Genomic DNA, 14,373 nt, shown 5'->3' with positions numbered 1-14,373 from the left:
GCGGCGCGCCGCCTGCCGCGCCAATTGATTCGGCCGTATCTGACAGGATTCCGATGACCGCCCGTTCCAGCCTCACGATCGTGCTCGCCGCCGGTGAAGGCACGCGCATGCGGTCGAGCCTGCCGAAAGTGCTGCATCCCGTCGCTCACCAGAGCCTGCTCGCCCATGTGCTCGCCGCCGCACCGAAGGGAACCGGCACCTCGCTCGCTGTCGTGATCGGACCGGATCATCAGGCGGTGGCGGATGAGGCGAAGCGCATCCGCCCCGACGCGCTCACCTTCGTGCAGAGCGAACGGCTCGGCACCGCGCATGCGGTGCTGGCGGCGCGCGAGGCCATCGCGCGCGGCGCCGACGATCTCCTGATCGCATTCGGCGACACGCCGCTGATCTCGGCCGAGACCTTTGCGCGGCTGCGCGCGCCGCTCGAAAGGGGCGCGGCGATTGCCGCGCTCGGCTTCCGCGCCGCCGATCCCACCGGCTATGGCCGCTTCATCGTCGAGGGCGACCGCCTGGTCGCGATCCGCGAGCAGGCTGATGCGAGCGAAGCAGAGCGCAAGATCGATCTGTGCAATGCCGGCGTCATGGCGATCGACGGCCGCCGCGCGCTCGACATCCTCGACAAGATCGGCAATGCCAATTCCAAGGGCGAATATTATCTGACGGACGCGGTCGAAATCGTCCGCAAGCAGGGATGGGAGTCCGTGGTGATCGAGACCAGCGAAGACGAAGTGCGCGGCATCAACACCAAGGCGCAGCTCGCCGAGGCCGAAGCCGTGATGCAGACGCGCTTGCGGAAGGCGGCGATGGAGGCCGGCGTCACGCTGATCGCGCCCGAGACCGTGTATCTGTCCGCCGACACGGTGTTCGGCAAGGACGTCACCATCGAGCCGTTCGTGGTGATCGGGCCGGGCGTGTCGATCGCCGACGGCGCCGTGATCCATTCCTTCTCGCACATCGTCGAGACCACGCTCGGCAAGAAGGTCTCGATCGGCCCCTATGCGCGGCTTCGTCCCGGCACCTCACTCGGCGACGGCGCGCGCATCGGCAATTTCGTGGAGACCAAGGCGGCGACGCTGGAGGCCGGCGTCAAGGTCAACCATCTCTCCTACATTGGCGATGCCACGGTCGGTGCCAATTCCAACATCGGCGCCGGCACCATCACCTGCAACTACGACGGCTTCAAGAAGCACAAGACCATCATCGGGCAGGGCGCCTTCGTCGGCACCAATTCCTCGCTGGTCGCGCCGGTCAAGATCGGCAACGGCGCCTATATCGGTTCGGGCTCGGTGATCACGCGCGACGTGCCCGACGATGCCATGGCGCTGGAGCGCAACCAGCAGACCATCCGCGAAGGCGGTGCGGCGCGCTATCGCGAGATGAAGACGGGCGGCAAGAAAACCGAGAAGAAGCCGGAGAAGTGAGCGGCCACGTGCCGGCGCCCGATCGGTGTTGCCAGGGCTGCGCTCATGGACGACGACCTCGTCGACGATCCGATCTCATTCCTCGTCAAGCGCGTCGGCATGCCGCCGGGACGATGGGTGCTGGAACAGATCGGCGATCCCCGCCCGACCGAGACCGCGTCGCTGGTCACTGGACTTGCGTTCTGGGCGTTCGTCGTTTTCCTCGTCTTCGCCCTGGTGCTGGGATGGTGAGGCGCGCCGCTATTCGTCGTCGGCGAATTCCGAGAAGATCGCGCGGGTGAGGCGCCAGCCGCGCGGCTTGGCGCGCTTGGCCGGCTCGCCTTGCTTATGCTTGATGAAGACCGGCTTGCTTTCCTTGCCGCGCTGGGGCGGCGGCCAATGGGCGAGGTGCGTGCCCGAGGTCTCGCTGGCACGCAGATACAACGACGACAGACCTTTGCGGTCGGATGAGCCTTTCATGGCCTTGTTCTCCTACCCCGGAATCGTTGGTCAAACTTGTTGACAACAAGTTAACGTGCGGGGTTAAAGGCCGGCCACATCGACGCAGACAGAGCAATGGTGCCGGCGAATGCTGTCTCAATCAGCAATAATTATTGAGTATATGGTTCCCTCGGAATTTCGCTAAAAACTGAACGCGTCGTTTTGGCGATTTTTCGACGATTTGGGGGATATTGATCCGCATGTGCGGGATTGTCGGCATTCTCGGGCGCGAGCCGGTTGCAGAGCAATTGGTGGATTCGCTCAAACGTCTTGAATATCGCGGCTACGACTCCGCGGGCGTCGCCACGCTCGAGGGCAAGCATCTCGAGCGCCGCCGCGCCGAGGGCAAGCTGAAGAATCTGGAGAAGCGGCTGGAGGCCGAGCCGCTCAAGGGAACGACCGGCATCGGCCACACCCGCTGGGCCACCCACGGCAAGCCGACCGTCAACAATGCCCATCCGCATGCGACCGAGCGCGTCGCCGTGGTCCACAACGGCATCATCGAGAATTTCCGCGAGCTGCGCGAGGAGCTCGAGAAGAAGGGCACGGTGTTCCACACCGAGACCGACACCGAGATCGTGCTGCATCTCGTCGACGATCTGCTGACGCGCGGCAACAGGCCCGTGGAAGCGGTGAAGCTCGCGCTGGGACGCCTGCGCGGCGCCTTCGCGCTCGGCTTCATCTTCGCCGGCGACGACGACCTCATGATCGGCGCCCGCAACGGCCCACCGCTCGCGATCGGTTACGGCGACGGCGAGATGTATCTCGGCTCCGATGCCATCGCGCTCGGCCCGTTCACCGACACGATCAGCTATCTCGAGGACGGCGACTGGGTCGTGCTGACCCGCAAGAGCGCCACCATCTTCGACAAGGATGGCCACGCCGCCCAGCGCGAGAAGATCAGGCATGCGGCCTCGACCTCGTTGGTCGACAAGGCCAATTACCGCCACTTCATGGCCAAGGAGATCCACGAGCAGCCGGAAGTGGTCGGCCACACCCTGGCGCGCTATGTCGACATGGCGACCGAGCGGGTCGCGCTGCCGGTCAAACTGCCGTTCGACTTCAAGACCATCCAGCGCATCAACATCACCGCCTGCGGCACCGCGAGCTATGCCGGCTTCGTCGCAAAATACTGGTTCGAGCGCTTTGCGCGCGTGCCGGTCGAGGTCGACGTCGCCTCCGAATTCCGCTACCGCGAGGCGCCCTTGCGCAAGGGCGATCTCGCCATCTTCATCTCGCAGTCCGGCGAGACCGCCGACACGCTGGCGGCGCTGCGCTACGCCAAGGGCGAGGGCGTGCACACGATCGCGGTCGTCAACGTGCCGACCTCGACCATCGCGCGCGAGAGCGAGACCGTGCTGCCAACGCTGGCCGGACCCGAGATCGGCGTCGCCTCGACCAAGGCCTTCACCTGCCAGCTCATGGTGCTCGCCAATCTCGCGATCGCGGCCGGCAAGGCCAGAGGCGAATTGTCCGACGAGGACGAGACCAAGCTGGTCCATGGCCTCGTCGAGGTCCCGCGACTGATGTCGGATGCGCTCACCACCGAGCTGCAGATCGAGAAGCTCTCGCGCGAGATCGCGAAATCGCGCGACGTGCTTTATCTCGGCCGCGGCACCAGCTTCCCGCTGGCGCTCGAAGGCGCGCTGAAGCTGAAGGAGATCTCCTACATCCACGCCGAAGGCTATGCCGCCGGCGAGCTCAAGCACGGCCCGATCGCGCTGATCGACGAGACCATGCCGGTTGTCGTCATCGCGCCCTATGACCGGGTGTTCGAGAAGACCGTCTCGAACATGCAGGAGGTCGCCGCCCGCGGCGGCAAGATCATCCTGATGACCGACGCCAAGGGCGCGGAGGAGGCGACTGTCGACTCGCTCGTCACCATCGTCATGCCCGACATGGCGGCGGCGTTCACGCCGATGGTCTATGCCGTCCCGGTGCAGCTGCTCGCCTATCATACGGCTGTCATCATGGGCACCGACGTCGACCAGCCGCGCAATCTCGCGAAGTCCGTGACCGTGGAATAGGCAGAAGGGACCGGGCTGCACTCTTCCAAAACCTGCTAGAAGACCCTAGCTTGAGTGCAGCGACTGACCTGGAACCCGAATGACCACCCGCGACGACGTCCCCGCGCCGCTTGATCCCGCTCCGGAACCGCATACCGGCCTGATGGGCCGCTTCCGCAATTACTTCCTGACCGGCCTCGTCGTGACGGGGCCGATCGCAATCACTCTTTATCTCGTCTGGTGGTTCGTCACCTGGGTCGATGGCGTGGTGCGGCCCTTCGTCCCGCTGGCCTATCGGCCCGAAACCTATCTGCCGTACGGCGTTCCCGGCTGGGGACTGATTGTCGCATTCTTCACGCTGACGCTGGTCGGCTTCCTCGCCGCGAACCTGATCGGCCGGACGCTGGTCGACGTCGGCGAGACCTTCCTCGGCCGCATCCCGGCGGTGCGCGCGATCTATCGCGGGCTGAAGCAGGTGTTCGAGACGCTGTTCTCGGGCAAGGGCTCGAGCTTCCGCAAAGTCGGCCTCGTCGAGTTTCCCTCGCCGGGCATGTGGTCGATCGTGCTGATCTCGCAATCGCCGAGCGAGGACATCGCCCGCAGCCTGCCTGGGCAGGAGGAGCACGTCTCGGTGTTCCTGCCGTGCTCGCCGAACCCGACCACCGGCTTCTTCTTCTACGTGCCCAAGAGCAAGATCATCGAGGTCGACCTCAGCGCCGAGGATGCCGCAACCCTGATCATGTCGGCCGGCGTGGTGCAGCCGGGCTCGGCGCCCGACCCGAAGAAGGCGGCTGCGCTCGCGGGCATGGCCAATGCCGCGCGCATCGCCAACGCCTCGACGCTCCAACCTCAGCCTGCGAAGGTGGAGTAGGGCCATTCCGCTGCGGGATGGCCGCATTCACGCAAGGACTCGCATCCTCTGCTAGTCTCCGGTCGGTCTGAGCGCCTCGCTCGGAATTCGACCTGGAGTGCACGATGTCAAAGACCATTGCGATCCTCGCACCCGGCGCCATGGGCAGCGCCGTGGCCCGCCGTCTCAGCGAAAACGGCGCGCGCGTGCTGACCTCGCTGAAGGGGCGGAGTGAGGCGACGCAGAAGCGCGCGGCGGATGCCGGCATGATCGGCGCCGAGGACGACGCGATCGCAGACGCCGACATCATCCTCTCGATCGTGCCGCCGGGCGAGGCCGTTGCACTCGCCGAACGCCTGGCCGCGCTGATCGTCCGGCGCGCGAAGAAGCCCGTGGTCGTCGACTGCAACGCGGTCAACGTCGACACCGTGCAGCGGATCGAGGAGATCATCGGCTCGGCGCAGGCGCCGTTCGTCGATGGCGGCATCATCGGCTTTCCACCGCAGCGAGGTGGCAAGAGCCCGGCCTTCTACATGTCCGGCGAGCATGCGAAGGACGTCGCTGTGCTGAAGGATCTCGGCCTCGACGTGCGGATCGTCGAAGGACCGGTCGGCGCGGCCTCGGCGCTGAAAATGTCCTATGCCGGAATCGTCAAGGGTCTCGCCGGCATCGGGTCGGCCATGGTGGTTGCGGCAACGAAAGCGGGCGCGGCCGATGCGCTCCGCGACGAGCTCGCGCTGAGCCAGCCCGCGATCCTGGCCCGGCTCGAAGTGGCGTTGCCGGACATGATTCCGAAAGCCTATCGCTGGGTTGCGGAGATGCGGGAGATTTCCGGCTTCCTGGGCGCCGATCATCCGGCCAGCCAGATCTATGAGGGCTTTGCGCGCTGGTTCGAGCACCTCGCGGAGGATGCGAATGGCGAGGCGGCGGATGCGGAGCTGATGAAGGCATTCGCTGCGAGTATCGCGCGGAAGAAGACCTAGTCGTCAGGAGCTGCCGAAACCTACTCCGGAAAGCCCTGGATGTCCCGGTCGCGCCTCAAGCGCACAACGTGTGCCGAGCTCCACCCACATCGTCATTGCGAGCGAAGCGAAGCAATCCAGAGTCTTTCCGCGGAGGGATTCTGGATTGCTTCGCTGCGCTCGCAATGACGAGGAGGAGACGTCGCAAGCTCCATCTGCTACTATCTTGCTGAAGCAGACACGTGCAGGAATTCGAATGAGAGTGCTGGTGATCGGCGCGGGGGCGCTTGGCGGCTATTATGGAGGCTGCCTCGTCCGCGCGGGCGGCGACGTGACCTTTCTGGTGCGGCCCGCGCGGGCCGAGCAATTGCGGCGAAAGGGACTGCAGGTCGTGAGCCCGCATGGCGACTTCGCCGTGCAGCCGAAGGTCCTTCTGGCAAGCGATCTCAAGGAACCGTTCGACGTCGTGCTTGTCGGCGTGAAGGCCTACTCGCTCGACGATGCCATGAGCCAGTTTGCGCCCGCCGTCGGCCCCAACACGATGATTTTGCCGATCCTCAACGGGTTGAAACATCTCGACGCCCTGACCACAAGGTTCGGCGCCGCGCGCGTCCTCGGCGGGCTCGCGAATGTCAGTGCCGGGCTCGATGCGGATGGCCGCGTCATCCAGTTCATGGCCAACCAGACGATCGTCTTCGGCGAGATCGAGGGGTCGCTCAGCGAGCGTGCGCTCGCCCTGGAAAAGCTGCTCCAGGTCCCCGGCATCGACGTGCGCGCCAGCGAAGCGATCATGCAGGACATGTGGGAGAAGTTCGTCCAGCTCTCGACGCTCGCCGGCATCACCTGCCTGATGCGCGCAAGCATCGGAGACATCCTCGCCGTGCCCAACGGCGAACAGTCGATCTTCCGCCTGTTTGCGGAATGCTGCACAGTTGCGACGGCCTCAGGTTTCGAGCCACGTGCGCCGTTCATCGAGTTCGACCGAAAACTGTTCACCACGCTGGATTCGCCGCTGAAGGCCTCGATGCTGCGCGACATCGAGCGCGGCTCGATCACCGAAGCGGAACATATTTTGGGCGATATGGCCAATCGGGCCCATACGCTCGGCATCGACACGCCGCTGCTGGACCTCGCCCGCGCGCATGTGGCCGCCTACGAGATCGGGCGGCGAAGGGCAGGGAGCTAACCCGCGCCGATCAGCGGGATCGCTTCGTCCCGCTCGTACAGATACAGCAGGCAGCGCAGCGCCTCGCCACGCTCGCCCTTGAGCTTGGGATCATCCTTGAGGATGCGCAGCGCCTCGTCTCTAGCCTGGGTGATGAGCTGGCCGTGGACCTCCGAGCGCGCGATGCGGTAGCCGGGCAGGCCGCTCTGGCGGACGCCGAGCACGTCGCCTTCGCCGCGCAGCTTCAGGTCTTCCTCGGCGATGCGGAAGCCGTCGGTGGTCTCGCGGATCACTTTCAGCCGTGCCTTCGACATCTCGCCGAGCGGCTCGCCATAGAGCAGAATGCAGGTCGAAGCTTCCGAGCCGCGCCCGATGCGGCCGCGCAGCTGGTGCAGCTGGGCAAGGCCGAAGCGCTCGGCGTTCTCGATCACCATGATGGTTGCGGCGGGCACGTCGACGCCGACCTCGACCACGGTGGTCGCAACCAGAAGGCCGATCTCGTGAGCGGCGAACTGGGCCATCACCCGGTCCTTCTCGGTGCCCTTCATCTGGCCGTGGACGAGGCCAACGCGGTCGCCAAAACGTTTTTGCAGGCTCTCGAAACGCTTGGTCGCATTGGTGAGATGCTCGGTACCCTCGGCCTCGGATTCCTCGACCAGCGGGCAGATCCAGTAGACCAGCTTGCCGGTTTCGAGCGCGCGGCCGACACCCTCCATGACCTCACTGATGCGGCTCATCGGCACCGCGCGAGTGTCGATCGGCTGGCGGCCGGCGGGTTTTTCGCGCAGCTCGCTGATGTCCATGTCGCCGAAATAGGTCAGCACCAGCGTGCGCGGGATCGGCGTTGCGCTCAGCACCAGCACGTCCACGGCTTCGCCCTTGGATGTCAGCGCAAGGCGCTCGCGCACGCCAAAGCGATGCTGCTCGTCGACGATGGCGAGCGCCAGATCGTGGAAGATCACGTCGTCCTGGATCAGCGCGTGGGTGCCGACGAGCAGATCGATCTCGCCCTCGGCAAGCTGGCTGATGATCTCGCGCCGCTCCTTGCCCTTTTCCCGGCCGGTGAGGATTGCAACGCGCATTCCGGCGCGTTCGGCGAGCGGCGCGATGGTCTTGATGTGCTGGCGCGCCAGGATTTCCGTCGGCGCCATCAGCGCGGCCTGCTTGCCGACTTCGGCCACTGCGGCGGCCGCGAGCAGCGCCACGACTGTTTTGCCCGAGCCGACGTCGCCCTGCAGCAGGCGCAGCATGCGCACCGGCTGCTTCAGGTCCTCGGCGATGGCGGCCGCGGCGCTGCGCTGGGAGGGTGTGAGCGCGTAAGGAAGGGCGTCGATGATCTTGTTGCGCAGGTGCCCGTCGCCGGCATTGCGGACACCGGCGGGGCGGCGCAGCTGCGCGCGGATCAAGGCGAGTGCAAGCTGGCCGGCCAGGAGCTCATCGAAGGCGAGGCGCGACCAGAAGGGCTGGTCGGGCAGGATGTCCGTAAGCTCGACCGGCTGGTGCACCCGCGTGAGCGCTTCCGCGATTGGCGGGAAGTGGCAGCGGCGCAGCACTTCCGGGCTGATCCATTCCGGCAGAGCGGGGAGCTTCTGCAGCGCCTGCGCGATCGCGCGGCGGAGCGAACCGAGCGCGAGCCCCTCCGTCAGCGGATAGACCGGGTCGATCCCGGAGAGCTTTGAGATCGCCTCTTCATCGAGCACGCGATCGGGATGCACGATCTGCGGAATGCCGTCGTACATCTGCAGCGTGCCGGAGACGTAGCGCTTCTCCCCCATTGGCAGCAGCTTCTCGACATAGCCGGGCTTGGCGCGGAAGAAGGTCAGCACGACATCGCCGGTGTCGTCGCTCGCGTAGACCAGATACGGCGCGCGGGCGTTGCGCGGCGGGGGCGGGCGGTGGCGATCGACGGTGACCTCCAGCGTCACCATGGTTCCAACGGCCGCGTCGCGGATTTTTGGCCGCGCCCGGCGGTCGATGACCTGGCTGGGCAGATGCAGCAGCAGGTCGACCAGCCGCGGCGTCTCGCTCCGGCCGAGCAGGTACTGCAGCAGCTTGTCCTGCTTCGGACCGACGCCGGGCAGGCTGGTCACGGGAGCAAACAGCGGATTGAGCAGGCTGGGGCGCATTCTCGCAACATTCGTCATGCGCGGGCTTGACCCGCGCATCCATCTTTTCAATGACGATGGATTGCCGGGTCAAGCCCGGCAATGACGGTCCCCAAACAATTGCAATAACAAAGGGCTGACACCGGCGGTCCGAGTGGCTATATCACCCCCGCCCGGCACGTCCGGGCTTTCTGCGTTTGACTGGATTTGAGACATGACGGGAACGACACGATCGAGCAGCGGGCTGGACGAGCGCCGCAAGCGGCTTTTGTTCCGCTGCTGGCACCGCGGCACGCGCGAGATGGACCTGATCCTCGGCCGCTTCGCGGACGCCGAGATCGGCAACCTGTCCGACACCGAGCTTGATCAGCTCGAGACCCTGCTCGAGGTCAACGATCCCGATCTCTATGCCGCCATCACCGGCGACAAGGTGCTGCCGGCCGACGTCACCGGCGCGCTGTTCGCCCGCATCAAGGCGTTTCCGATCGCGGACGGCAACGCATGAAGCAGGGGATGAAATCGCCGGCCGAGCTGCTCACGCCCGGCCGCGCGCTGACGCTCGCCAATGTCGCCGAGGGCGCGGAAGGGCTCGTCGTCTCGGATCTCGCCCGCGCGACCGCGGCGCGGCCGAAGAAGCCGGCGGTCAGCCTCGCCGTGGTCTGCCGCGACGGCGGGCGCATGCAGCAGCTCGAACGCGCGCTGCGGTTCTTTGCGCCCGATCTGCCGGTGCTGACCTTTCCGGCCTGGGACTGCCAGCCCTATGACCGCGTCTCGCCGCATGGCGGCATTCTTGCGCAGCGCCTCACCACGCTGGCGCGGCTCGCCTCGCTCACCGGCAGCGACAAGCCGCTGATCGTGCTGACCACGGTGAACGCCGTGGTGCAACGCGTGCCCGCGCGCGAGCTGGTCGCGGCGCAAGCGTTGTCGGTCGCGCCCGGCAATGTCGTGCCGATGGACACCGTCGTCGCCTGGCTCGAGCACAACGGCTACAACCGTTCCTCCACCGTGCGCGAACCGGGCGAATATGCCGTGCGCGGCGGCATCCTGGACCTGTTTCCGGCCGGCCTCGAGCAGCCGGTCCGTTTCGACTTCTTCGGCGACAGCCTGGAATCGATCCGCTCCTTCGATGCCGAGACCCAGCGCACGCTGCTCGACATGCGCTCGCTCGATCTCGTGCCGGTCTCCGAGTTCCAGCTCGTCACCGATACCATCCGCCGTTTCCGCATGGGCTATGTCGCCGAGTTTGGCGCGCCCGAGCGCGATGATGCGCTGTACGAAGCCGTCAGCGAGGGCCGCCGCCATCCCGGCATGGAGCACTGGCTGCCGCTGTTCCAGGACCGGATGGACACGCTGTTCGACTATCTGCAAGGCGCACCCGTCGCGATCGAGCCGCAGGCCGAAGATGCCATCCGCGAGCGCTTCAAGCAGATCCAGGACTATTACGAGGCCCGCCGCGACGCCATGGAGCATCCAGGCGGTGGCGCCATTTACAAGCCGCTGCCGCCAGACCGGCTCTATTTGACCGACGAGGAGTGGACCAAGCGCGAAAGCGGGATGCCACTGGTGCGGTTGACGCAGTTCTCGGTCCCGGCGGACGGGACGAGTGTCGTCGATGCCGGCGCGCGCAAGGGCCGCGACTTCGCGCCGGAGCGCAACGACACCACCGTCAACGTGTTCGAGTCCGTCGTCAGCCACGTCATGGCGCTGCAGGCGCAGCGCAAGAAGGTCGTGATCGCGCTGTGGACCGAAGGCTCCCGCGATCGCATGACCTCGATGCTGCGCGACCACAAGCTCGCGCATACCACCAGCGTCAACGCCTGGCGCACGGTGCAGGCGACCCCGCGCAACGAGACCATGCTCGCCGTGCTCGGCCTCGAAAGCGGTTTCGAGACCGACGAGATCGCCATCATCAGCGAGCAGGACATTCTTGGCGACCGCCTGGTGCGGCCGCGCAAGGCGAGCCGCAAGCTCGACAATTTCATCTCGGAGGTGACGAGCCTCGCCGCCGGCGACATCGTCGTCCATGTCGAGCATGGCATCGGCCGCTTCATCGGCCTGCAGACGCTCGACGTTGCCGGCGCGCCGCACGACTGCCTCGAGCTGCACTATGCCGCCGAGACCAAGCTGTTCCTGCCCGTCGAGAACATCGAGCTCTTGTCGCGCTACGGCTCCGACCAGACCACGGTCGAGCTGGATCGCCTGGGTGGCTCCGGCTGGCAGACCCGCAAGGCGAAACTGAAGAACCGCATCCGCGAGATCGCGGGTGAGCTGATCAAGATCGCTGCCGCGCGTCATCTGCACGAGGCGCCCAAGCTGCCGGTGCAGCAGGGCCTTTATGACGAGTTCTGCGCGCGCTTCCCCTATGACGAGACCGAGGACCAGTTAGGGGCGATCGAATCGACCCTGAAGGACCTCGAGCTCGGCCGTCCCATGGATCGGCTGATCTGCGGCGACGTCGGCTTCGGCAAGACCGAGGTTGCGCTCCGCGCGGCGTTTGCCGTTGCGCTCGAAGGCAAGCAGGTCGCGGTCGTGGTGCCGACCACGCTGCTCGCGCGCCAGCACGCCAAAACCTTCACCGAGCGATTCAAGGGCTTTCCGGTGAACGTGGCGCAGGCCTCGCGCCTGATCGCGACCAAGGAGCTGAACCAGGTCAAGAAGGGCATCGCCGACGGCTCCGTCGACATCGTCGTCGGCACCCACGCGCTGCTCGGCAAGGCCATCAAATTCCGCGATCTCGGTCTTGTCATCGTCGACGAGGAGCAGCATTTCGGCGTCACCCACAAGGAGCGGCTGAAGGCGCTTCGTTCCGAGGTGCACGTGCTGACGCTGTCGGCGACGCCGATCCCTCGCACGCTGCAGCTGGCGCTGACCGGCGTCCGCGAGCTCTCGATCATCGCCTCGCCCCCGGTCGATCGCTTGGCGGTCCGCACCTTCGTCGCCCCGCATGATCCGCTGATGATCCGCGAGGCGCTCTTGCGCGAGCGCTATCGCGGTGGCCAAGCATTTTACGTCGTCCCGCGCATCGACGACCTCGCCGAGGTCAAGGATTTCCTCGACAAGAACGTGCCGGAGATGAAGGTCGCGGTCGCGCACGGGCAGATGCCGCCCGCCGTGATTGAGGACATCATGACCGCGTTCTACGACGGCAAGTTCGACATCCTGCTGTCGACCACGATCGTCGAATCCGGCCTCGACATTCCCAACGCCAACACGCTGATCGTGCATCGCGCCGACATGTTCGGCCTGGCCCAGCTCTATCAGCTCCGCGGCCGCGTCGGCCGCTCCAAGCTGCGGGCGTACGCGCTGTTCACGCTGCCGGCGCAGCAGAAGATCACGGTGCAGGCCGAGCGCCGGCTCACCGTGCTGCAATCGCTGGAGACGCTGGGCGCGGGTTTCCAGCTCGCCTCGCACGATCTCGATATCCGCGGCGCCGGCAATTTGCTCGGCGAAGAGCAGTCCGGCCACATCAAGGAGGTCGGCTTCGAGCTCTACCAATCGATGCTGGAGGAGGCGATCGTCAACCTCAAGGCCGGCGTCTCCGAGCCCGCCGCCGACCGCTGGTCGCCGTCGATCACGATTGGCATGCCCGTGCTCATCCCCGAGGATTACGTCAGCGATCTCTCGGTGCGGCTGTCGCTGTACCGGCGCCTCGCCGATCTCGACACCGAGGAGGAGATCGAGAATTTTGGCGCCGAGATGCGCGACCGCTTCGGCGTGCTGCCGGACGAGGTGCGCTACCTGTTCAAGGTCGCCGCGATCAAGGCGTTCTGCCGAAGGGCCAATGTCGAGAAGATCGACGCCGGCCCGAAGGGCGCTGTCATCGTCTTCCGCGACAATTCCTTCGCCTATCCCGATCGCCTCGTGACCTTCATCCGCAGCTACGGCCAGGCCGCCAAGGTGCGGCCCGACATGAAGGTGGTGTTCTTGCAGGATTGGGAGACGCCGGAAGACCGTCTCGCCGGCACCACCGAGATCATGCGCCAGCTGGCGCAGCTCGCGGAGAGCAAGAAGGCGGCGTGAGGCTCAGGTCTCACCACGTCATTGCGAGGAGCCCTTGCGACGAAGCAATCCAGTAGCTTTCCGCGGAGGCAGTCTGGATTGCTTCGCTTCGCTCGCAATGACGATGTTCGTTGCGGCAGCCGGCAAGAAAACTACGACGCCGCCCTCGACGCATCGGCCGAAAGCCGCGCCAGCAGCGACCTTGCCGTATCCGACGGCGACAGCGAGTCCACGCTGACCACGGGATCGCTGCGCATCTCGTGCTTGCCGTTCGACGTATGCCGCATCACCGCCGAGAGGCGGCGCGCGATCATATGCGCGGTGCGGAAATCGGTCTCGGCGAATACGACGATGACCGAGCCGTCCTTCTGGGCCGCACCGAAATCCATCTGCCGCATCAGGCGGCTGAGGATGCGTGCGGCATCGAGTTGGGCGCGGGGATTGTTGGGATCGAAGGCGAAGCGCGCCACCGACAGGCCGCCGCCGCGGGCCAGCGCCTGTTCGACCGCCTTGGCAAAGTCGCGGGCGAAGGCTTCCGTCGTGAGCAGGCCGCTGCGCGGGTCGAGCCAGCCGCCGGCGTCGATCGAGCGCAGCGTGCGGCTCAGCTGCGCTTCCATCGCATGCTGGCGGATCAGCGGCAGCGCGTTGGCGGCGACCTTCGCCGGCTCGCCAGCGATCAGTTCGAGATTGGGCAGGTCGTAGCTTTGCACGAGCTGGTGCGCGGTGACGACTACGGGCAGGGTGCGGAAGCGGGTGTCCTCGGCGAGCACGGTGAGGAAGGCGTCGGTCACGCGCGCGGTAAACCCTTCGGCGAGCACGACGCCGTCGATGTCGCGGGTGTTGAGATGTTTCGCCGCCGCCTCGATCGAGAGCGCGCCGACCACGCCGACGCGCTCGCCGAGTGCGACGGACAGCGCGGGATAGGCCGCTCCGCGGCCGATCAGCAGCACAGTGGCATCGCGCGACGGATCGCCCGCGGGCAGCGCAATCTTCGTCTCGGGCAGTCGGCGCAGCACCGTCGAATGCAACGTGCGGACGCGCAGCGCAGCGCGTAAACGCGCACTCAGGCGATCGGGATAGCCGGCGCGCGAAGCAAAGGGCAGGGCGTTGTGCGGCAGTGTGCCCGCCGCATCGAGGGCCACGAAGGGAAGGTAGGGCGATTGGTCGGCGATCTTCCTGGCGAGCAGTGCCAGATGCGGTTCATGTCCGCTGTGCATCGCGGCGAGGACCGCAGCCGGCTGCACCTGCTCGACCGCCCGCGTCGCGCTGGCCCAGTCGGTGTCGACCACGGGGAAGAGCCGGGCCTCGTCCAGCGCCGCAACGAAGGCGGGGCGCTCGGCATTGGACACAAACAGGATCGGGCCCGCCTGGGACATCGAAAAACT

General features: G+C 66.2%; 11 protein-coding genes. 8 read left to right on the top strand and 3 right to left on the bottom strand.

The genetic code is table 11. The features are described 5' to 3' along the window. Nucleotides 1-53: 53 nt before the first annotated feature. Both glmU and N2603_RS22665 read left to right on the top strand, forming a co-directional pair. Nucleotides 54-1,421 carry a bifunctional UDP-N-acetylglucosamine diphosphorylase/glucosamine-1-phosphate N-acetyltransferase GlmU gene (gene glmU, locus N2603_RS22670; RefSeq protein ID WP_260424100.1) on the top strand — a complete coding sequence of 456 codons (1,368 nt, stop codon included), beginning with the start codon at nt 54-56 and terminating at the stop codon, nt 1,419-1,421. Nucleotides 1,422-1,466: 45 nt separating this feature from the next. Then, entirely contained in the window at nt 1,467-1,652 is a 186-nt protein-coding gene (locus N2603_RS22665; RefSeq protein ID WP_260424099.1) for a hypothetical protein, read from the top strand. Between the two features lie 9 nt (nt 1,653-1,661). On the opposite strand, the gene N2603_RS22660 is transcribed toward N2603_RS22665, so the two are convergent. Next, nucleotides 1,662-1,880, bottom strand: a complete 219-nt coding sequence (locus N2603_RS22660; protein ID WP_260424098.1) for a hypothetical protein — start codon at nt 1,878-1,880, stop codon at nt 1,662-1,664. Nucleotides 1,881-2,101: 221 nt separating this feature from the next. On the opposite strand from N2603_RS22660, the gene glmS reads away from it, so the two are divergent. From glmS to panE, 4 genes are all read left to right on the top strand, one after another. After that, on the top strand, nt 2,102-3,928 hold the full coding sequence (glmS, locus tag N2603_RS22655) for a glutamine--fructose-6-phosphate transaminase (isomerizing) (protein ID WP_260424097.1): 1,827 nt from the start codon (nt 2,102-2,104) through the stop codon (nt 3,926-3,928). 79 nt (nt 3,929-4,007) lie between these two features. After that, the gene (locus N2603_RS22650; RefSeq protein WP_018642068.1) at nt 4,008-4,778 is read left to right on the top strand and encodes a DUF502 domain-containing protein; all 771 of its coding nucleotides are present in this window, start codon (nt 4,008-4,010) and stop codon (nt 4,776-4,778) included. 104 nt (nt 4,779-4,882) lie between these two features. Beyond that, on the top strand, nt 4,883-5,740 hold the full coding sequence (locus N2603_RS22645; protein WP_260424096.1) for an NAD(P)-dependent oxidoreductase: 858 nt from the start codon (nt 4,883-4,885) through the stop codon (nt 5,738-5,740). Nucleotides 5,741-5,975: 235 nt separating this feature from the next. Further along, on the top strand, nt 5,976-6,905 hold the full coding sequence (gene panE, locus N2603_RS22640; protein WP_260424095.1) for a 2-dehydropantoate 2-reductase: 930 nt from the start codon (nt 5,976-5,978) through the stop codon (nt 6,903-6,905). Here the strand turns inward: panE and recG are convergent. Continuing rightward, entirely contained in the window at nt 6,902-9,010 is a 2,109-nt protein-coding gene (gene recG / locus N2603_RS22635; protein WP_260424094.1) for an ATP-dependent DNA helicase RecG, read from the bottom strand. The two genes, panE and recG, sit on opposite strands and share 4 nt — an antisense overlap. A 193-nt stretch (nt 9,011-9,203) precedes the next feature. Here recG and N2603_RS22630 point away from each other — a divergent pair, with 193 nt between their 5' ends. Together N2603_RS22630 and mfd are read left to right on the top strand one after the other, a co-directional pair. Next, a complete protein-coding gene (locus tag N2603_RS22630) occupies nt 9,204-9,494 on the top strand; it encodes an FAD assembly factor SdhE (protein ID WP_260424093.1) in 291 nt (96 codons plus the stop codon). Further along, a complete protein-coding gene (gene mfd / locus N2603_RS22625) occupies nt 9,491-13,009 on the top strand; it encodes a transcription-repair coupling factor (protein WP_260424092.1) in 3,519 nt (1,172 codons plus the stop codon). The genes N2603_RS22630 and mfd overlap by 4 nt, the downstream gene beginning before the upstream one ends. A 131-nt stretch (nt 13,010-13,140) precedes the next feature. Here the strand turns inward: mfd and N2603_RS22620 are convergent, their stop codons facing one another. Further along, nucleotides 13,141-14,364 carry a GGDEF domain-containing protein gene (locus N2603_RS22620; RefSeq protein ID WP_260424091.1) on the bottom strand — a complete coding sequence of 408 codons (1,224 nt, stop codon included), beginning with the start codon at nt 14,362-14,364 and terminating at the stop codon, nt 13,141-13,143. Between the last annotated feature and the right edge of the window lie 9 nt (nt 14,365-14,373).

This window comes from Bradyrhizobium huanghuaihaiense (assembly GCF_025200885.1).
GTDB classification, from domain to species: domain Bacteria; phylum Pseudomonadota; class Alphaproteobacteria; order Rhizobiales; family Xanthobacteraceae; genus Bradyrhizobium; species Bradyrhizobium huanghuaihaiense.
The sequence above is the reverse complement of the archived record's forward strand: the minus strand, read 5'-3'. Positions and strand labels throughout refer to the sequence as shown.

Excerpts from the sequence above, each read along its gene's own strand:
- glmU (WP_260424100.1), top strand. The coding sequence starts at position 54 with ATGACCGCCCGTTCCAGCCTCACGATCGTGCTCGCCGCCGGTGAAGGC.
- N2603_RS22665 (WP_260424099.1), top strand. The coding sequence starts at position 1,467 with ATGGACGACGACCTCGTCGACGATCCGATCTCATTCCTCGTCAAGCGC.
- N2603_RS22660 (WP_260424098.1), bottom strand. The coding sequence starts at position 1,880 with ATGAAAGGCTCATCCGACCGCAAAGGTCTGTCGTCGTTGTATCTGCGT.
- glmS (WP_260424097.1), top strand. The coding sequence starts at position 2,102 with ATGTGCGGGATTGTCGGCATTCTCGGGCGCGAGCCGGTTGCAGAGCAA.
- N2603_RS22650 (WP_018642068.1), top strand. The coding sequence starts at position 4,008 with ATGACCACCCGCGACGACGTCCCCGCGCCGCTTGATCCCGCTCCGGAA.
- N2603_RS22645 (WP_260424096.1), top strand. The coding sequence starts at position 4,883 with ATGTCAAAGACCATTGCGATCCTCGCACCCGGCGCCATGGGCAGCGCC.
- panE (WP_260424095.1), top strand. The coding sequence starts at position 5,976 with ATGAGAGTGCTGGTGATCGGCGCGGGGGCGCTTGGCGGCTATTATGGA.
- recG (WP_260424094.1), bottom strand. The coding sequence starts at position 9,010 with ATGCGCCCCAGCCTGCTCAATCCGCTGTTTGCTCCCGTGACCAGCCTG.
- N2603_RS22630 (WP_260424093.1), top strand. The coding sequence starts at position 9,204 with ATGACGGGAACGACACGATCGAGCAGCGGGCTGGACGAGCGCCGCAAG.
- mfd (WP_260424092.1), top strand. The coding sequence starts at position 9,491 with ATGAAGCAGGGGATGAAATCGCCGGCCGAGCTGCTCACGCCCGGCCGC.
- N2603_RS22620 (WP_260424091.1), bottom strand. The coding sequence starts at position 14,364 with ATGTCCCAGGCGGGCCCGATCCTGTTTGTGTCCAATGCCGAGCGCCCC.